Here is a 17,734-nt window from a genome sequence, read left to right on the forward strand (position 1 = left end):
CTGCCGCTGATTTGATCAACCAGAGCTTGTCAAAGCGGCCAAGAATTGTCGATAACCAGTGCCCGGAAAAGAATCGGCGAGGATGAGATGGATCTTGGTATCAAGGGCAGACGCGCTATCGTTTGTGCAAGTTCGAAGGGGCTGGGGCGCGGCGTAGCAGAAAAGCTTGCTGAGGCGGGTGTCGATCTGACTTTGAACGCGCGCACCGAGTCGACCCTCAAGGCGACCGCGGATGCGATAGCGGGCAAGTACGGCGTGAAGGTTCAGATCGTGGCGGAGGACGTCACTACGGAAGCCGGGCGGCAAGCCTTGCTTCAGGCGGAACCGCAGCCTGACATCCTTATCAACAATGCCGGCGGTCCGCCTCCCGGTGTCTGGTCCGACTGGGGCGAGGAAGAGTGGCTGAAGGCGATCAATAACAACATGCTGACGCCGATCCTGCTCATGAAGGCGATTTTGCCCGGTATGATCGAGCGCAAATGGGGGCGTGTAGTCAACATTACCTCGGGTTCCGTCAAGTCACCGATCGCGCAGCTCGGGCTTTCCAACGCCGCACGCAGCGGTCTTACCGGCTTCGTCGCGGGAACGTCGCGTCAGGTCGCGCGCCATGGCGTCATCATCAACAATCTCCTGCCCGGATCGCATGACACCGACCGAACCAAGGGTTTCATCGAGCGCTCCGCCAAGGAAAAGGGCATATCGATCGAGGAAGCGCGGAAAGAGGCCTATGCCGACAATCCCGCAGGACGCTATGGCACGGCTGAAGAATTCGGCGCGGCCGCGGCATTCCTCTGCAGCCAGTATTCCGGCTTCATCGTCGGCCAGAATCTCCTGCTTGACGGCGGCGCCTTCAACTCGACGCTCGGTTGATCACTCGGCGATGAAGCGGTAGCCGACCCCGGGCTCGGTGCGAATGAACTGCGGGTTGTTCGCATCGTCCTCGATCTTTGCCCGCAACTGCCCGACGAACACACGCAAATATTGCAGATCCTCGACGTGGGCCGCTCCCCAGACAGAAGCGAGCAGCTGGCGATGGGTCACGACCATGCCCGCATGGAGCACAAGGTGGACCAGCAACTGGTACTCCTTGCGCGTCAGGTGCACTTCCTGATCGTTGCGCGTCACGATGCGCTTTGCGGTATCCACGATGAGACCATTCATCTCGAAGCGCGAGGGAACGCTCGCCCCCGCCACCTGGCGGCGCAGGCTGGTGCGGATCCGTGCCAAAAGTTCGCCGATGCCGAAGGGCTTTTCCACATAGTCATTGGCGCCGAGATCGAGCGCGGCGATCTTTTCCGCCTCGCGGTCACGTGCCGAAAGCACAATGATCGGAACATCGGAAAATGCGCGCACAGTCTCGATGACGTCCTTGCCGTCCTTGTCCGGCAGGCCAAGGTCGAGGATGACGAGGTCCGGCGCGCTCGTTGCAACCAGGCGCTCCGCCTCGCCGCCGGTGGCCGCCTGAATGACCTCGTAACCCGACGCCGTCAGTGCCGGATGCAGGAACCGCTGTATTTGCGGCTCATCGTCGACAACGAGGATGCGATGCTGGTTCATTCCTGCGCTCCCGCTGGATTGACGACGGGCAGGCGGATGATGAATCTGGTGCCACGCTTGCGCACTGCAGGGCTTTCCGCCTTGATCGTCCCGCCCATCGACTCGACGAAGCCGCGCGCGATCGAAAGCCCGAGGCCGGTTCCGGGTGCGCGGCCATCGCCTTTGGTACGGCGATAGAACTTGTCGAAAATCTTGTCGAGATCCTTGGGCGGAATACCCTTGCCCTGGTCGGTAACGCTGATGGCCACCGCGCTGTCGTCCTGGCGCGCATAGATGGTAACCGGGCCATCGCCAGCATATTTCGCTGCATTGTCGAGGAGATTGAACAGGACTTGCCCGAGCATCGCGGCATCACCTTTGACCATCGGCAGGTCGGGGGCGACGCTGATATCGACGACAATATCGGGCTTGAGCTTCTTTATGCGATCGATCGAGGCGGTGATGACCTCCGACGCATCGAGCGGCACATTCCTGATCTTCAGGGTGCCGGCCTCGATACGGGTCATGTCGAAGAGATTGGCGACGAAACGCGTAAGGCGTCCGGCCTCTTCCTCAATCGAAAGCAGAAGGTCATCCCGGCTCTCCTGCTTTATGCGATCGCCGAGCTGGCGCAGGGTCGTGATCGCACCGGTGATCGAGGCAAGTGGCGTCTTGAGGTCATGGGAAAGCGATGAAAACAGCGCCGTATGCAGCTGTTCGCTCTCCTGCAGGGCGGTCGTTTTTGCGTTTTCCCTCACAAGTTGTGCGCGATCGATGGCAATGGCCGCCTGATCGAGGATCGCTGTCAGCATGCGGTCCTCGTCCTCGGTCAGAACGTCGCGGTCGTCCATCTGGAGACCAATAACCCCTGCAACGCCATGCGAGGTGAGGATGGGCAGGAATTCCCACCCGATCTGCGGCAATGTCGCAGTGTCGTGGCCAGCCCGCTCGTTCTTCTCAAAAGCCCAGCGCGCTGCGGTCATGTCGGTGCCATCGAGGTTCGAATCCGGCGGCCAGGCCGCCTGCACGCTCAATTCGCCCTCGTCCGGAAGCAGGATGGCTGCGCCTGTCCCGAAGGTCGCGTGCAAGTGCGTCGCCGTCGAGAAAAGCACGTCGTCCAGTCGCGCCGTGCCCGAGAGCTTACGCGAAAATTCGTAAAGTGCCTGCGTGTTCTTCGCCTGTTGGCGAGAGCGGCCCACCTGTTCGCGCAAACGCCCGGTGAGGTCGCCGATCATCAGCGCGACGGCGAGGAATATGATCAGCGACAGCAGTTGGTGCGGCTTGGCGATGCTGAGATCGTGTATAGGTTCGAGAAAGAAGAAATTATAGAAAACAAAGGCAAGGCCAGCCGCGATCACGGCCGAAAGACGCCCGCAGATCATGCCGGAGAGGATGACGGCAACGAGGAATACCATCGACAGATTCTGCGGATGCACGACATTGCTGGCCGTCAGGCCGAGCAGTGTCGTCGCACCCGTCGTTGCCACGGGCACGCCAATGGCGAGGGCAAGTTCCAGCGGCGAGCGCTTGCGCAGTCTGGGCGGCGCGTAGGAAACGTCCTGTTCTTCGCCGGTGACGATATGAACGCCGACATCGGTAAAGCGTTTGATGATTTCATCGGGTAGGGACCGGCGGAACGGATTGGTGAGCCGCCTTGGCTTGGGACGGCCAACGACGATCTGCGTGACGTTCTCACGTCGGGCAATGCGGAAGATTTCCTCGACGAAGTCGTCGGCGATGACGCGCCGTGTTTCTGCGCCGAGACGTTCGGCAAGATCGAGCAGGGCATCGATGCGCTTGCCGGTCTCGCCGCCGAGATCACTGGTCTGCGTCATCGAAACGACAAGCCAGCGCGCATTGAGACCGGAAGCGAGACGACTGGCGGTGCGCACAACCTTGTCGGATAGACTGTCTGGACCGACACAGACGAGGAGGCGCTCGCCCGTCGCCCACGGACCTTCGATCGCCTGCTGGCGCAGGATATCGATCATCTGATCGTCGACGCGATCGGCAGTACGCCGCAACGCAAGCTCGCGCAGGGCAGTGAGGTTTGCAGGCTTGAAGAAGCCTTCGGCCGCCCGCTCCGCATTGCCGGGGAGATAAATCTTGCCCTCTCTCAGGCGTTCGATCAGTTCCGCCGGGGGCAGGTCGACGAGAAGGACATCGTCGGCGCGTTTCAACACCGTGTCGGGGACAATCTCCCGCACAGTAACGCCGGTGATGCTGGATACGATGTCGGATACGCTTTCGAGATGCTGGACGTTCATGGCTGTCCAGACGTCAATGCCGAGCCAGAGCAGTTCCTCGACATCCTGATGACGCTTGGGGTGGCGGCTGCCGGGAACGTTGGTATGGGCGAGCTCATCGACAATAAGCACTTTCGGCTTGCGCGCGATGGCTGCATCGATGTCGAACTCCTCGAGGAGCCGCTCGCGATAGGTCACTTCCTTGCGCGGGATAACGTCCAGCCCCTTGAGCAATTCGGCGGTCTCGGCGCGTCCGTGGGTTTCGGCAATGCCGACGACGATATCCTCGCCCTCTTCCTTGAGGCGGCGGGCGCGCTGCAACATGGCGTAGGTTTTGCCGACACCGGGTGCCGCGCCAAGAAACACCGTGAGCTTGCCACGCGTTTCGCGCGTCGCAAGTTGCAGAAGTCTGTCGGGATCGGGTCTGTTTTTTTGACCGTAATCGGCCATGGATGCCTCAAGCTGTTTTATGCGGCCCATACTCAAATCTCAGGGACAGGCCAGAACGTTTACCCCAGCTTTGTCGGAAAAGCCAAGGCGTGGATCGGCGGGGCTGCGACAGCACATCTATTGACGCAACCGGCCGAGTGTGGAAAGTCCCGCGCAAACTATGCAGCAGGAAGCCTAGCCGTGATCCGTCATATTGTGTTTTTCAGTGCCCGGAACAAGGAAGACGTGGGAGCAATTGTCGAGGGCTTGAAGCGCCTCGGCGAAATTCCGCATTCGCAGGTGTTCGAAGTGATGCAGAACACGAAGACGGATCCGATCTCCGGTGAGATCGATGTCGTGGTCTATGGCGAGTTCAAGGATTCCGAAGCGCTGGCGGCTTACAAGGCGCATCCGATCTATAGCGAGACGACGGCCGTGGTCCGGCCGATGCGCGAACTGCGCATTTCCGCCGACGTTGTTTCGACGCTTGTCTGACCTTCCGTCAGTTCCTTCCTGAAATCGTCTCGAGGATCGGGCAGTCAGGCCGCTGGTCGCCGTGACAATGAGCGACCAGATGTTGCAGCGTGTGCTGCAACTCGCGTAGTTCCAGAATCTTGCGTTCGATCTCGCCGAGCTTCGATTGCGCGATTGCCTTTACGTCGGCGCTGGCGCGCTCCTTGTCCTCATAGAGCGCAAGGAGCTGTCGGCATTCCTCGACGGAAAATCCAAGGCCGCGCGAGCGCTGCAGGAAGCGCAGCTTATGCACATCTGACATGGAATAGTCGCGGTAGCCATTTTCCGCGCGTCCGGGCTTCAGCAGGCCAATATCCTCGTAATAACGGATCGTCTTGGGCGGCAGGCCGGATTTGTCGGAAGCGGTCCCGATATTCATGGCAACCTCACAGTTTGACGGTGCGCAGGCGCAGCGCGTTGGCAATGACCGAAACCGACGAAAGGCTCATTGCTGCGGCGGCAAGCATCGGCGAAAGCAGAAGGCCGAAGACCGGATAGAGCACGCCAGCCGCGACCGGCACGCCGAGCACGTTGTAGATGAAGGCGAAGAAGAGGTTCTGCTTGATATTGCGAAGCGTCGCCTCGGCCAAATGACGCGCACGGACAATGCCGTTGAGGTCGCCCTTGACGAGGGTTATGCCCGCGCTTTCCATGGCGACGTCCGCGCCCGTACCCATGGCGATGCCGACATCGGCTGCGGCGAGGGCCGGCGCGTCGTTGATGCCATCGCCAGCCATCGCAACCCTGGCGCCGCCATGACGCAGTTCATCCACCAGCGCCTTCTTGCTCTCGGGCAGCATATCGGCGCGCACCTCATCGATGCCAAGCTGCGAAGCCACGGCCCGAGCGGTCACGGCGTTATCGCCTGTCGCCATGATGATCTTCAGACCCGCAGCGTGCAGCAGGCGGATCGCCTCAGCGCTCGTCGCCTTGATCGGATCGGCAACCGCAACAATGCCGGCGGCCTTGCCGTCAACGGCGATGAACAGTGCGCTCTTGCCTGCGGCGCGCAACGCGTCGGCGCGCTCCTGAAGCGGCAGAACATCGGCGCCGACATCCTGCATCATGGCGCGGTTGCCGAGCGCGACGGTGCGCCCGCCGACAATACCGGTAACGCCCTTGCCGGTCACGGCTTCGAAACCGGTTGCGTCGGGGACTGTAAGACCGCGATCCCTGGCGCCATCGACGATGGCTTCGGCCAGCGGATGCTCGGAACCTTTTTCGAGGCCTGCGGCGAGTGCCAGGAGTTCGCCGTCATTGAAAGGCGGCTGCGCGATGAGATCGGTCAACCGTGGCTTGCCTTCGGTCAGCGTGCCGGTCTTGTCGACGATCAGCGTATCGACGCGGGCAAAGCGTTCGAGCGCTTCAGCATCCTTGATGAGAACGCCTGCATGGGCGCCACGTCCCGTTGCCGTCATGATCGACATCGGCGTAGCCAGACCAAGCGCGCAGGGGCAGGCAATGATGAGCACCGAGACCGCGGCGACAAGGCCGTGGATCATGCTCGGCTCGGGGCCGAGAAGCGCCCAAGCGGCGAATGCCAGCATGGCGACGAGGACGACGGTTGGAACGAAATAACTCGCAACGCGATCGGCGAGGCCCTGTATCGGCGCGCGCGAACGCTGCGCCGCCGCGACCATGCCGACGATCTGCGACAGCACCGTATCCGCGCCGACCTTCTTGGCCTCGATGAGCAGCGTACCGTTGCGATTGAGCGTCCCACCCGTGACCTGGTCATGCTCGGCTTTCTCGACTGGCAGCGATTCGCCGGTAATCATGGATTCGTCGATCGAGGTGCGCCCCTCAAGCACGATGCCGTCCACAGGAATGCTTTCGCCAGGACGAACACGTAGCTTGTCGCCCACTGCGACCTCGTCGAGCGGAACATCCATCTCTGCGGCGTCCGCACCGACACGCCGTGCCGTCTTCGGCGCAAGGTCGAGCAGGGCGCGAATTGCCGAGCCGGTCCGTTCGCGCGCCTTGAGCTCCAGCACCTGGCCGAGAAAGACGAGGGCAACGATCACCGCGGCGGCTTCGAAATAGACCGGGACCATGCCGCCATGACCACGGAAGGAATGCGGGAAAATATCCGGAAACAGCGTCGCGACGACACTGAACGCGTAGGCCGCGCCAACGCCGATGGCGATGAGCGTCCACATGTTAGGGCTTCGATTGACGAATGAGGCAAAGGCGCGCTCGAAAAAGGGGATAGCCGCCCAGACGACGACCGGCGTCGCCAGCGCAAACTCCATCCATACGGCGAGGCGCTCGCCAAGCCAGTCGCGGAACGGGAGACCGAGCATCGGCCCCATGGTGACGACAAGCAGCGGCACCGAACAGAAGGCGCTGATCCAGAAGCGGCGGGTGAAATCGACGAGCTCCGGATTGGGGCCTTCGTCGCCGGTCGGTATGCCCATAGGTTCGAGGGCCATGCCGCAGATCGGGCAGGCGCCGGGACCGTCCCGAACGACCTCGGGATGCATCGGGCACGTATATTGCGTTCCGGCTGGCATAGGCTTCGGCAGGGGCCGGTCGCCGAGATAATCCTCCGGGGCTTTCTCGAACTTCGCCATGCAGCCCGCCGAACAGAAGTAGTATTTCTCGCCGTCGTGTCGCAGGAAATGCTTGGCGCTGGCCCGATCGACCTTCATGCCGCATACCGGATCCGTCGCCTCGATATAGGCTTCCGGATCCTTGACGAACTTCGCCTGGCAGCCGGCCGAACAGAAATGGAAAACACGCTCGCCATGTTCGGTAGTTGGCTTGCCCGCGTAAGGATCCACCACCATGCCGCATACCGGATCGCGAACGACCTCGGTTGCTACGGATTGATGCCCGCCGCAGCAATTATGGCCGTGGTGCTGGTGGTTCGCGTGTTCGTGCTTCATGGTCCTGCTTTCCGTCCTCAAATAAGTAATGCAGGAAAGGTAATCTTTCCAGTGAGTGGAAGGTCAAGGGCCATGTTGCGATAAGGTGCAACGCAAAAGCCCGGCACGCGGCCGGGCTTTCTGGGAGAAGACGGTTCTCAGCCTGCCTGGCTGTGCGGCGCATCCTGTGCGAGCTGCCCTGCCTCCCAGCCGAGAATGGCGCGCTTGCGGGTGAGGCCCCAATGATATCCGGTCAAGGCTCCCGACTTTCCGACAGCCCGGTGGCAGGGAACAACGAAGGAGACAGGGTTGGCGCCGATCGCCGCACCGACGGCGCGCGAGGCGGTGGGCGAGCCGATGTCAGCGGCGATATCAGAGTAGGCGACGCATTTGCCCATCGGAATCTTGAGCAGCGCTTCCCAGACTCGCAGCTGAAAATCGGTGCCGATCGTCACGACTTTCAATGGCCGGTCGGCGCGCCATTCCGCCGGATTGAAAATCCGCCCGGCATAGGGGGCTGTGGCGGCCAGATCCTCGACATAGGTGGCGTTTGGCCAGCGCGAGGACATGTCGGCGAGCGCTTCTCGCTCCTTGCCGGCGTCCGCAAAGGCGAGGCCGGCGAGACCGCGATCCGTCACCATGATGAGCGCCAGCCCGAACGGCGAAATGAGAAAGCCATATCGGATCGTCAGGCCTGCGCCGCGGCTCTTATAGTCTCCCGGCGACATGCCTTCATGGGTAACGAAGAGATCGTGCAGCCGGCCAGGGCCCGAAAGTCCGGTCTCATAGGCGGTTTCGAGCAGCGGCATGCCCTCGTCAAGCAGCCGGCGCGCATGATCGATCGTTACCGCCTGCAGGAAACCCTTCGGTGAGAGGCCGGCCCAGCGCGTAAAGAGCTTTTGCAGCGCAGTCGGCGAAAGTCCGGTGTCGCGCGCCAGAGTTTCAAGCGAAGGCTGGTCGCGATAATCCTTGCTGATGCGTTCGATGATGTGGCTGACGATGGCATAGTCGTCGCCGGTCGGAGTGATGTCTTTTTGAAGTATGGCGTGCGGTTTCATGAGCTTTTACCTCTTGTGTTGAGGATATATGACCACGCACCCGCCTTCGCCGCCACCCGATTCTTGACGGCCGAACCGGTCGGAAAGATTAGCGTCCCTTCGCCGTCGCAAGCGCTGTCTGAAAGGCCGAGGCAAAGCTTTCGCGGTCGTCGGGATTGAGGAACGAGCCGATGATGACGGCCTTGCCCTGTCCCTCGACGCGCATCGAGGTAATGCCGATCTCGGCATGACGGGCAATGCTGAACCGGGTCCAGTAAGGGTTGAATTCGTGCTGCCTTGCCCGTCCCGAAGGCGCGACCTGACGGATATGCAGGGCAACGCGCGAAATGCTGACTTCTTCGTGTGCTTTCGCTGCAGCGTAGTTCAAGCGAAACGCCACGTAGACGATGACGACGTCCAGCCCGAAAAAGCCGAATACCGGCCAGGCGCCGATCGACAGAAAGAAAAGGCCGGTCATAAAACTGCTGACCCCAAGCGTTCCCATAAGAACAAGAAATCCGAAACGGCCAAGCGATCGATGTGGCACAAGAAGCGCACGGAAGATTTCTTCTTCGTTCATCGCGGCCGGGTCAATCGGGTTTGTTGTTTGGCTCATGGGGCTCAAGTATAGAGGTGTCATGGAAAATCCCAAGCCGAAAATCGATCAGAACGCTGTGACCGCCAGGCCCGCCAAGGCAGGGCGGCGTGTTCCGGGTACGCGCTACACGGCGGCGGAGATCCACGAGATATTTCGCCGGTTTTCGATCCAGCGGCCGGAGCCAAAGGGGGAACTCGAACACGTCAATCCGTTCACCCTGCTTGTCGCCGTGGCGCTTTCGGCGCAGGCAACCGATGTCGGCGTCAACAAGGCGACGCGCGTGCTCTTCAAGGTCGCCGACACGCCGGAAAAGATGGTAGCCCTAGGGGTAGAGAGGCTTGGCGAATATATCCGAACGATCGGGCTGTGGCGCAACAAGGCCAAGAACGTCATCGCGCTGTCGCAAGCACTGGTCGAAAAATACGGCAGCGTCGTTCCCGATGATCGTGACGAACTGGTCAAGCTGCCGGGGGTTGGCCGTAAGACTGCCAATGTCGTCCTCAGCATGGCGTTCGGCCAGGCTACGATGGCGGTGGACACGCACATCTTCCGCATCGGCAACCGCCTTGGCCTTGCGCCCGGCAAGACCCCGGACGAGGTGGAGGCGAAGCTGATGAAAATCATTCCGTCGGAATATCTCTATCATGCGCATCACTGGTTGATCCTGCACGGCCGATATGTGTGCAAGGCGCGCAGGCCGGAATGTCCGGCCTGTGTCATCGCCGATATCTGCAAGGCAGCGGAAAAGACCTCGGAAATCCCGGCGCCGCTGGTGCCACTGCCGCCTCAGGCTATCTGACAGGTACAGCCCGTGCCGCAGGGGCGACGGCCTTATGGAGGTGCACCATGAGCGCTGCGGCAAAGAGCGGCGTCAGGAGGTTGAGCAATGGCACGGCCATGAATGCGGCGATGACGAGGCCCGCGAGGAAGACCGTACCGGCATTCTGCGCGCGCAAGGCCTTTGCCTCGGCTTCGGATCGAAAACGCATCGCGGCGAACTCGAAGAACTCGCGGCCCAGCAGATAGCCATTGACGATGAAGAATGCGATCAGGTTGACGCCGGGGATGAGCAACATCAGCAGCGCGGCAACATTGCCGAGAATGACGACGCCAAAGAAGCGGATCGAAAGGACCATCGAGCGCATGGCAGGCAGCGGCTTTCCGGCCGGGTCGCCAGGGTAGTCTTCCTTTTCGACGACCTCCGCAACATCGTCAAGAAAAAGCCCGGCTACGATGGCGGTAACTGGAGCAATCAGCAACGCCAGTCCCAATGCGAGCCCGATGCTGGCAAAGAGGCCGGCGATGAAGCCGATCCAGCCCGTCCAGGATGGCAAATCCGGCATCATTCCTTCGAAAAAAGGGAGCGCGAGCCATTCGAAGATTTCGCGCAGCCCAAACCATGCGCCGACGAGCAGCAGCAATGTCAGCCCCAGCGATTTCCACAGGACAGCGCGAAATTCCGGACGGAAGAGGTGACTGGCGGCGGCGCGGGCGCTTTCGACGATCATCGGGCATTTTGCTCCATGGCGTAGGTTCCCGACATAAGTGCAACTGACCCTTCGGACAAGGTGTTCGCCCAAGTGGGGGGTGGTCAATTCTGTCGCGACGGGGTAGAGCAGGCAAAACAACGCCAACAGTTTTGCGATCTATCCCGGAGTTTCCATGTCCACTTATGACGTGCTTTGCATAGGCAACGCCATTGTCGATATCATTGCCCGCACCGATGACGATTTCATCATCAAGAACGGCATTATCAAAAATGCAATGAACCTGATCGATGCCGATCGGGCCGAGTTCCTCTACGAGCGAATGGGTCCCGCGATCGAGGCGTCCGGCGGCAGCGCCGGCAATACCGCGGCGGGCGTTGCCAGCCTCGGCGGACGCGCCGCCTATTTCGGCAAGGTAGCGGACGATCAGCTTGGACACGTTTTTACCCATGATATCCGTTCGCAAGGCGTCGCCTTCGACACGCGCGTGCTGGCTTCCCCGCCACCCACCGCTCGTTCGATGATTTTCGTAACGCCCGATGGCGAGCGTTCGATGAACACCTATCTCGGCGCCTGTATCGAGCTCGGGCCGGAGGATGTCGAGAGTTCCAAGGTTTCTCAGGCCAAGGTTACCTATTTCGAGGGCTATCTCTGGGATCCGCCGCGCGCCAAAGAAGCCATCCGCCTGTCGGCAAAGATCGCTCATGAGCACAAGCGGGAAGTCTCGATGACCCTCTCGGATCCGTTCTGCGTCGATCGCTACCGCGAGGAGTTTCTTGATCTGATGCGCTCCGGCACGGTCGACATCGTTTTTGCCAATGAGGCGGAAATGAAATCGCTGTACCAGACGGACAACTTTGAGGAAGGGCTCGAGTTGATCCGCAGGGATTGCAAGCTCGCTGCCGTCACCCGTTCGGAAAAAGGTTCTGTGGTCGTTACCGGCGACGAGACCGTTGCGGTTCCAGCCATCGAGATCGAGGAACTGGTCGATACCACAGGCGCGGGCGATCTTTATGCTGCGGGTTTCCTTTTCGGCTACACCAACGGCCGCTCGCTGACCGATTGCGCCCGCCTTGGCTCGCTGACGGCGGGGCTTGTCATCCAGCAGATCGGTCCGCGTCCGCAGATCAATCTGAAGGCCGCGGCGGAGCGGGCGGGGCTGCTCTGATCAAGCCTTCCCGCTCAAGCTCGTCCGCACTGCGGCCGGGCTTGTGATAGGTCGGCAGATACCAGCCGAAATAGAGCGCGCCGCCTCGGACCGTGAAGGCGGCAAGCGCCGCGACGAGCGCGGAAATCTCCGTCCCGACGGCAAACCGGTGCAGCACGATATAGACAAGTGAGCCGGCGAGCGCCGCCGTGACATAAATTTCGCGGCGCATCACCACTGATGGCTCCCCCGAAATGATATCACGCAGGATACCGCCGAATGTCGCCGTCATGATCCCGGTCACCACCGCAATGGTCGAGTCGAAGCCGAGTGCAAGGCTCTTTGCCGCGCCCATCACGCTATAGGCGGCAAGCCCGACCGCATCGAGCCAGAGGAGAACGCGATAGCGTGATTCAAGCAGATTGGCGGTGAAATAGACAAGGATTGCCGCTGCGGCGCAGACAAGTAGGCTCATCGGATCCTTCACCCAGAAGACGGGAACGCCGAGGATGAGGTCGCGCAACGTCCCGCCGCCGATCCCGGTGACCGCGGCGAGAAAGATGAAAGCCATGATGTCGAGCTGGCGCCGCGAGGCCGCCAGAGCTCCCGTCGCGGCGAAAAGGAAAATTCCGGCATAGTTGAACAGCTGAATCATGGTCACCGGCAGTTTCCCCTCGCCGTTATTTTGTCCCACGATAGAGCATGACCGGAAAATGAAAAGAGCCGCATTCCGGTCAGGGAAATGCGGCTCCTTGGAACGTCGTTACGACCGATCAGGCGTCTTTTTCAGCCTGCGGATTGATCGGGCCGGGTTCCGGCTGAGCTTCGCCGGCGGCCTGCTTGGGTCCGCCCCGCGACACGCCGACAAGCGCCGGCCGCAGCACGCGGTCGCCGATGACAAAGCCAGCCTGCGCAACCTGCACCACCGTATTATGCGGAACATCCGCATTCGGAATTTCGAACATCGCCTGGTGGAAGTTCGGATCGAACTTCTGACCCTGCGGCTCGATTTTCTTGACGCCGTGGCGTTCCATAGCGGTGAGCATGGAGCGTTCCGTCATCTCGACGCCCTCGACGAGACCCTTAAGGCCGGCATCGCCGCCTGCAAGTGCATCGGCGGGAACCGCTTCGATGGCGCGCTTCAGATTGTCGGATACCGCAAGCATGTCGCGGGCGAAGTTGGCAACCGAATAGCTGCGCGCGTCATGGACGTCGCGCGCGGTTCGCTTGCGCAGGTTTTCCATATCTGCGGCAAGGCGCAGCAACTGGTCCTTCAGATCGTTGTTTTCGGCGCGCAGCGCGTCGAGTTCGGCGGTCGTTGCCTGCTCCTGGTCTTCCTCGGCAAGCGCATATTCCTCGGCCTTGCGCGATTTAAGAAAATCATCGGCAGCGCGCTTCAGCGCATCGCGATCGCGCGGATTCTTCAGGTCGCGCTGATCGAGATCCGGGGTGTCGTGAAGTTTCTTGTCTTCAGCCATCTATCCTGTCCGTTCATTTTTCGAAGTTGCGCTGGATATCGACGTTCGGCTCTTGAAAATCAAGTCTTATCGCAAAAGGCGGGATACGAGCTGGGCGGTATAGTCGAGCATCGGCACGATCCGGGCATAGTTGAGCCGGGTCGGGCCGATGACGCCGAGGGCGCCGATGATGCGCTGCTCCGAGTCCCGATAGGGCGCGATCACCAGCGACGAACCCGACAGCGAGAACAGCTTGTTTTCTGACCCGATGAAGATGCGCACGCCGGGTCCCGCCTCGGCGAGGTCGAGAAGCTGCAGCGTTCCTTCCTTGGTTTCGAGATCGTCAAAGAGGTGGCGCAGCCTGTCGAGATCGGCCTCGGCGTTGATCGAATCGAGAAGATTGCCGCGCCCGCGCACGATCAGGCGCGGCGGCTGCCCGCTGCCTGCGCCGCCCCAGACCGCCAGCCCCTGTTGCACCAGATGTTGCGACAAGGCATCGAGTGCCTGCTGGGTCTCGTCCTTGAGCCGGCCGATTTCCTGGCGCGCCTCGCTGATCGTGCGGCCCTGGATATGCGCATTGAGAAAGTTCGAAGCTTCGATGAGCTGTGAGGGCGTCACGCCAACGGGCAAATCGATAACGCGATTTTCGATATCCCCGCTCTGGCTGACAAGAACGGCCAGGGCCTTGGTCGGCTCGAGGCGCACGAACTCGATGTGTTTCAGCGCGCCTTCCGCCTTGGTCGCAAGCACAAGACCGGCGCCGCGCGACATGCCGGAGAGGATTTGGCTCGCCTGCGTCAGCACGGTTTCAGTCGACTGGTCTTCGCTTGAGGCACGAACCTGCGCCTCGATCGAGTTGCGTTCGGCGGCGGAAAGATCGCCGACTTCCATGAAGGCGTCGACGAAGAAGCGCAGCCCGAGCTGCGTCGGCAGGCGTCCGGCCGAAATATGCGGTGCATAGACCAGTCCGAGATGCTCGAGATCGCTCATGACATTGCGGATCGTCGCCGGCGACAGCGACACCGGCAGAATCCGCGAAAGGTTGCGCGAGCCGACCGGTTCGCCGTCGCCGAGATAGCTCTCGACGATGCGCCGGAAAATGTCGCGCGACCGCTGGTCAAGCGACTGATATGCCTCCGGTACCACGGCCCGTTTCATCTTGCCTCGTATGTCTGCTTGTTACAGCCCTGATATAAGCATTGTCCGGGCAATCATCAAAGCCTTTGCTTCGATCTGCCATCACGGCTAAAAGGCCGGACCACAGATTTTCAAAGAGGTCTTTCCAATGCGTCCTTCCAAGCGAGCCCCCGACGAGATGCGCGCCATCTCCTTCGAACGCGGCGTTTCCAAGCATGCCGAGGGCTCGTGCCTTGTCAAATTCGGCGACACCCACGTTTTGTGCACCGCGAGCCTTGAGGAAAAGGTGCCAGGCTGGATGCGCAACACCGGCAAGGGTTGGGTAACGGCCGAATACGGCATGCTGCCGCGCTCGACCGGCGATCGCATGCGCCGCGAGGCATCCTCGGGCAAACAGGGCGGTCGCACGCTGGAGATCCAGCGGCTGATCGCCCGCTCGCTGCGTGCGGTCGTAGACCTCCAAGCGCTTGGTGAAGTGCAGATCACGGTCGACTGCGACGTTATCCAGGCCGATGGCGGCACGCGTACGGCTGCCATCACTGGCGGTTGGGTCGCTCTTCACGAGTGCCTGCGCTGGATGGAAGCACGCCAGATGATCAAGGTCGAAAAAGTGCTGAAGGACCACGTTGCGGCGATCTCATGCGGAATTTCCAACGGCACGCCGGTGATCGACCTCGATTATCAGGAAGATTCGACGGCACAGACGGACGCGAACTTTGTCATGACCGGCAAGGGTGGTATCGTCGAGGTGCAGGGAACCGCCGAAGGCGAGCCCTTTTCTGAGGAAGAACTGCTTGCCCTTATGAGCCTTGCCCGCAACGGCATCGGGCGGCTGGTCAACCTGCAGCAGATGGCTGTGAGCTAAAAGCCCGAGACCATGCGACCATCCGGTATCCTTGAAACGGCGCTTTACGTTACGGACCTTGCGGCCGCCAAGGACTTCTATGCCGGCATTCTTGGGCTCGAGATCATATTGGAGACGCCGAAGCGGTCCATCTTCTTTCGCTGCGGCGCCGGGGTCCTCATCCTGTTCGATCCCGTGCTGATCAACGAACGCCCGCCCGGCAGCCTGCCTATCCCCTCGCATGGGGCAACAGGTCCGGGCCACGTCTGTTTCAAGGCGACACGGGATGAAATCGCCGGATGGAAATCCCATCTTGAGGCAAATGGCATCGAGATCGAAAGCGAGTTCGATTGGCCGAACGGCGCGCGCTCGCTCTACTTCCGCGATCCCGCCGGAAATTCGATCGAATTCGCAGAACCGAAATTATGGAATTTGGAATGAGAAAACTCGAAAAGGGCAAACTGCTCGTCGCAAGTCACAATCAGGGCAAGATCAATGAGATGATCGACCTTCTGGGACCATTCGGCTTTGAAGTGGTTTCCGCTAGCGATCTCGGCCTGCCGGAGCCGGATGAGACCGGAACCACGTTCGAGCAAAATGCCTATATCAAGGCTTATGCGGCTGCGAAGGCGACCGGCCTCGTTGCGCTCTCCGATGATTCTGGCCTTTGCGTCGACGCGCTCGGCGGCGATCCCGGCGTTTACACGGCGAACTGGGCGGAACTTCCCGATGGAAAGCGCGATTTCAGCCACGGTATGGAAAAGGTGGAAAAGGCCTTGCAGGATAAGGGCGCGACAAGCCCCGACGAACGCAGTGGGCGTTTCGTATCCGTCATCTGCCTCGCCTGGCCGGACGGCGAAGCCAATTACTATCGCGGCGAAGTCGAGGGCGAGATCGTCTGGCCGCCGCGCGGCAGCGCTGGCTTCGGTTACGATCCCGTATTCAAGCCGGAAGGCTATGAGGCGACCTTCGGCGAGATGACAGCTGAACAGAAGCATGGCTGGAAGCCGGGTGACGAAAAGGCGCTGTCGCACCGCGCCCGTGCCTTCCAGCATTTCGCCAGGGATTGTCTGGACGCAGGATGACCCGCAACGATCCGATCACACGCCGGAGTTTTGCAGTTTGGCTCCCACCCTTTCCCCGTCTGGGAAGGGTCATTGCTGTTCAACGGGGTAGGGGACGGGTCTGATGGCGTCCTTGCCAGTGATTCCCGCCGCCCCGGACCTGCGGTCCGACCTTCTCCAAGAGTTCGAGGGTAAGGGAGGGCGCACGAAATCGCACCCCGACAAGGGCGAGAGCGGGTTTGGGGTCTATGTGCACTGGCCATTCTGCATGGCAAAGTGTCCCTATTGCGATTTCAATTCGCATGTGCGGCATCAGCCGGTGGACCAGAAGCGCTTCGCCGTTGCCTTTGCCCGCGAGCTCGCGACAATGCGCCAGCGCACCGGCGAGCGCACAGTGTCCAGCATATTTCTCGGCGGGGGGACTCCCTCGCTGATGCACCCCGATACGGTCGGCTCGGTTCTGGATGCGATCGCGCAGAACTGGCACGTGCCCGCGGGCATCGAGATCACCCTCGAAGCCAACCCCACCAGCGTGGAAGCGGATCGGTTTCGCGGCTATCGCGCCGCGGGCGTGAACCGGGTTTCGCTTGGCGTGCAGGCATTGAATGATGCCGATCTGCGCCGCCTCGGCCGCATGCATAGTGTCGATGAGGCACTTGCGGCGATCGGCCTTGCACGCGAAATCTTTCCGCGGCTGTCCTTCGACCTGATCTATGCGCGGCCGGACCAGAGCCTCGAGGCATGGCGGGAAGAACTTGTGCGTGCCATCTCTTTCGCCGCCGATCACCTCTCGCTTTATCAGTTGACCATCGAAGAAGGCACGCCCTTCTACAATCTTTGGAAGGCAGGAAAGCTCGTTACGCCGGATGGCGATCATGCGGCCGCGCTCTATGCCGAAACGCAGGATGTGACTGCAAAGCACGGTCTGCCAGCCTACGAGATTTCCAATCATGCCATTCCCGGCGCCGAGTCGCAGCACAATCTCGTCTACTGGCGCTACGGCGAATATGTCGGTGTGGGACCCGGCGCCCATGGGCGCTTTGTCGAGGACAATATCCGCGCCGTGACGATCACCGAGCGCCATCCTGAAACCTGGGTCGAAAAGGTCGAGGCAGCGGGACACGGCATTATCGAGGAAGAGCGTCTTGATCGCGAGCAGGAAGGCGACGAATTCCTGCTCATGGGCTTGCGGCTTGTCGAGGGGATCGACCTTGCGCGCTACGAACGTCTTACCGGGCACAGCGTCAAGGAGAAGCGGGTAATTTCCCTCGCCGAGCAGGGGCTTATCGAGTATGTCGGCAACAGCCGCATACGCACGACCCCGCAGGGCGCGATCGTTCTCAATGCGGTCATCGCAGATCTCGCGGCTTGA

The 17,734-nt window shown here is 61.0% G+C and carries 18 protein-coding genes; 8 read left to right on the top strand and 10 right to left on the bottom strand.

Translation table 11 applies throughout. The features are described from left to right. Positions 1-87: 87 nt before the first annotated feature. Entirely contained in the window at positions 88-870 is a 783-nt protein-coding gene (locus tag HQ945_RS16335; protein WP_027230820.1) for an SDR family oxidoreductase, read from the top strand. On the opposite strand, the gene HQ945_RS16340 is transcribed toward HQ945_RS16335, so the two are convergent. Beyond that, positions 871-1,557 (bottom strand): response regulator, encoded by a 687-nt coding sequence (locus tag HQ945_RS16340; RefSeq protein ID WP_113279873.1) that lies wholly within the window; start codon positions 1,555-1,557, stop codon positions 871-873. It abuts the gene before it with no gap. After that, positions 1,554-4,232, bottom strand: coding sequence for a sensor histidine kinase (locus HQ945_RS16345; protein ID WP_113280018.1), 2,679 nt, complete (start codon positions 4,230-4,232; stop codon positions 1,554-1,556). Before HQ945_RS16345 ends, HQ945_RS16340 begins: the two co-directional genes overlap by 4 nt. A gap of 180 nt (positions 4,233-4,412) precedes the next feature. Here HQ945_RS16345 and HQ945_RS16350 point away from each other — a divergent pair, with 180 nt between their 5' ends. Further along, complete coding sequence (locus HQ945_RS16350) at positions 4,413-4,706, top strand: Dabb family protein (protein WP_091920576.1); 294 nt, start codon at positions 4,413-4,415, stop codon at positions 4,704-4,706. Positions 4,707-4,713: 7 nt separating this feature from the next. Here HQ945_RS16350 and cueR read toward each other — a convergent pair whose 3' ends face one another. From cueR to HQ945_RS16370, 4 genes are all read right to left on the bottom strand, one after another. Next, complete coding sequence (cueR, locus tag HQ945_RS16355) at positions 4,714-5,103, bottom strand: Cu(I)-responsive transcriptional regulator (RefSeq protein WP_027230816.1); 390 nt, start codon at positions 5,101-5,103, stop codon at positions 4,714-4,716. 7 nt (positions 5,104-5,110) lie between these two features. Then, a complete protein-coding gene (locus HQ945_RS16360; protein ID WP_113279872.1) occupies positions 5,111-7,612 on the bottom strand; it encodes a heavy metal translocating P-type ATPase in 2,502 nt (833 codons plus the stop codon). Between the two features lie 137 nt (positions 7,613-7,749). After that, positions 7,750-8,649, bottom strand: a complete 900-nt coding sequence (locus HQ945_RS16365; RefSeq protein ID WP_113279871.1) for a methylated-DNA--[protein]-cysteine S-methyltransferase — start codon at positions 8,647-8,649, stop codon at positions 7,750-7,752. Between the two features lie 88 nt (positions 8,650-8,737). Then, on the bottom strand, positions 8,738-9,244 hold the full coding sequence (locus tag HQ945_RS16370) for a DUF2244 domain-containing protein (RefSeq protein WP_174208290.1): 507 nt from the start codon (positions 9,242-9,244) through the stop codon (positions 8,738-8,740). Between the two features lie 22 nt (positions 9,245-9,266). Here HQ945_RS16370 and nth point away from each other — a divergent pair, with 22 nt between their 5' ends. After that, positions 9,267-10,025: an endonuclease III gene (gene nth, locus HQ945_RS16375; protein ID WP_425500660.1), complete on the top strand. Its 759-nt coding sequence runs from the start codon at positions 9,267-9,269 to the stop codon at positions 10,023-10,025. Here nth and HQ945_RS16380 read toward each other — a convergent pair. Next, entirely contained in the window at positions 10,018-10,734 is a 717-nt protein-coding gene (locus tag HQ945_RS16380) for a sulfate transporter family protein (protein WP_113279870.1), read from the bottom strand. The genes nth and HQ945_RS16380 overlap by 8 nt on opposite strands. Positions 10,735-10,888: 154 nt before the next feature. Between HQ945_RS16380 and HQ945_RS16385 the strand changes: the two genes are divergently transcribed. Beyond that, positions 10,889-11,881 (top strand): adenosine kinase, encoded by a 993-nt coding sequence (locus tag HQ945_RS16385; RefSeq protein WP_027230810.1) that lies wholly within the window; start codon positions 10,889-10,891, stop codon positions 11,879-11,881. Here the strand turns inward: HQ945_RS16385 and HQ945_RS16390 are convergent. The 3 genes from HQ945_RS16390 to hrcA form a co-directional block, all read right to left on the bottom strand. After that, positions 11,841-12,521 (bottom strand): trimeric intracellular cation channel family protein, encoded by a 681-nt coding sequence (locus HQ945_RS16390; protein WP_091920567.1) that lies wholly within the window; start codon positions 12,519-12,521, stop codon positions 11,841-11,843. The genes HQ945_RS16385 and HQ945_RS16390 overlap by 41 nt on opposite strands. Before the next feature lie 112 nt (positions 12,522-12,633). Continuing rightward, positions 12,634-13,338 carry a nucleotide exchange factor GrpE gene (grpE, locus tag HQ945_RS16395; protein ID WP_027230809.1) on the bottom strand — a complete coding sequence of 235 codons (705 nt, stop codon included), beginning with the start codon at positions 13,336-13,338 and terminating at the stop codon, positions 12,634-12,636. A gap of 66 nt (positions 13,339-13,404) precedes the next feature. Next, on the bottom strand, positions 13,405-14,475 hold the full coding sequence (gene hrcA, locus HQ945_RS16400; protein ID WP_174208291.1) for a heat-inducible transcriptional repressor HrcA: 1,071 nt from the start codon (positions 14,473-14,475) through the stop codon (positions 13,405-13,407). Positions 14,476-14,602: 127 nt separating this feature from the next. On the opposite strand from hrcA, the gene rph reads away from it, so the two are divergent. From rph to hemW, 4 genes are all read left to right on the top strand, one after another. Further along, on the top strand, positions 14,603-15,319 hold the full coding sequence (gene rph, locus HQ945_RS16405) for a ribonuclease PH (protein ID WP_113279869.1): 717 nt from the start codon (positions 14,603-14,605) through the stop codon (positions 15,317-15,319). A gap of 12 nt (positions 15,320-15,331) precedes the next feature. Next, positions 15,332-15,739, top strand: coding sequence for a VOC family protein (locus tag HQ945_RS16410; RefSeq protein ID WP_027230806.1), 408 nt, complete (start codon positions 15,332-15,334; stop codon positions 15,737-15,739). After that, complete coding sequence (rdgB, locus tag HQ945_RS16415; protein WP_113279868.1) at positions 15,736-16,383, top strand: RdgB/HAM1 family non-canonical purine NTP pyrophosphatase; 648 nt, start codon at positions 15,736-15,738, stop codon at positions 16,381-16,383. The genes HQ945_RS16410 and rdgB overlap by 4 nt, the downstream gene beginning before the upstream one ends. Before the next feature lie 103 nt (positions 16,384-16,486). Beyond that, on the top strand, positions 16,487-17,734 hold the full coding sequence (gene hemW, locus HQ945_RS16420; protein ID WP_113279867.1) for a radical SAM family heme chaperone HemW: 1,248 nt from the start codon (positions 16,487-16,489) through the stop codon (positions 17,732-17,734).

Origin of the sequence: Phyllobacterium pellucidum (assembly GCF_013327855.1) — a bacterium.
GTDB classification, from domain to species: domain Bacteria; phylum Pseudomonadota; class Alphaproteobacteria; order Rhizobiales; family Rhizobiaceae; genus Phyllobacterium; species Phyllobacterium pellucidum.

Bases quoted from the DNA above. Each gene is read 5' to 3' on its own strand.
- HQ945_RS16370 (WP_174208290.1), bottom strand. From the start codon at position 9,244: ATGAGCCAAACAACAAACCCGATTGACCCGGCCGCGATGAACGAAGAA.
- HQ945_RS16385 (WP_027230810.1), top strand. From the start codon at position 10,889: ATGTCCACTTATGACGTGCTTTGCATAGGCAACGCCATTGTCGATATC.
- hrcA (WP_174208291.1), bottom strand. From the start codon at position 14,475: ATGAAACGGGCCGTGGTACCGGAGGCATATCAGTCGCTTGACCAGCGG.
- HQ945_RS16365 (WP_113279871.1), bottom strand. From the start codon at position 8,649: ATGAAACCGCACGCCATACTTCAAAAAGACATCACTCCGACCGGCGAC.
- HQ945_RS16380 (WP_113279870.1), bottom strand. From the start codon at position 10,734: ATGATCGTCGAAAGCGCCCGCGCCGCCGCCAGTCACCTCTTCCGTCCG.
- rph (WP_113279869.1), top strand. From the start codon at position 14,603: ATGCGTCCTTCCAAGCGAGCCCCCGACGAGATGCGCGCCATCTCCTTC.
- HQ945_RS16335 (WP_027230820.1), top strand. From the start codon at position 88: ATGGATCTTGGTATCAAGGGCAGACGCGCTATCGTTTGTGCAAGTTCG.
- HQ945_RS16340 (WP_113279873.1), bottom strand. From the start codon at position 1,557: ATGAACCAGCATCGCATCCTCGTTGTCGACGATGAGCCGCAAATACAG.
- HQ945_RS16410 (WP_027230806.1), top strand. From the start codon at position 15,332: ATGCGACCATCCGGTATCCTTGAAACGGCGCTTTACGTTACGGACCTT.
- HQ945_RS16360 (WP_113279872.1), bottom strand. From the start codon at position 7,612: ATGAAGCACGAACACGCGAACCACCAGCACCACGGCCATAATTGCTGC.
- HQ945_RS16345 (WP_113280018.1), bottom strand. From the start codon at position 4,232: ATGGCCGATTACGGTCAAAAAAACAGACCCGATCCCGACAGACTTCTG.
- grpE (WP_027230809.1), bottom strand. From the start codon at position 13,338: ATGGCTGAAGACAAGAAACTTCACGACACCCCGGATCTCGATCAGCGC.
- rdgB (WP_113279868.1), top strand. From the start codon at position 15,736: ATGAGAAAACTCGAAAAGGGCAAACTGCTCGTCGCAAGTCACAATCAG.
- hemW (WP_113279867.1), top strand. From the start codon at position 16,487: ATGGCGTCCTTGCCAGTGATTCCCGCCGCCCCGGACCTGCGGTCCGAC.
- nth (WP_425500660.1), top strand. From the start codon at position 9,267: ATGGAAAATCCCAAGCCGAAAATCGATCAGAACGCTGTGACCGCCAGG.
- cueR (WP_027230816.1), bottom strand. From the start codon at position 5,103: ATGAATATCGGGACCGCTTCCGACAAATCCGGCCTGCCGCCCAAGACG.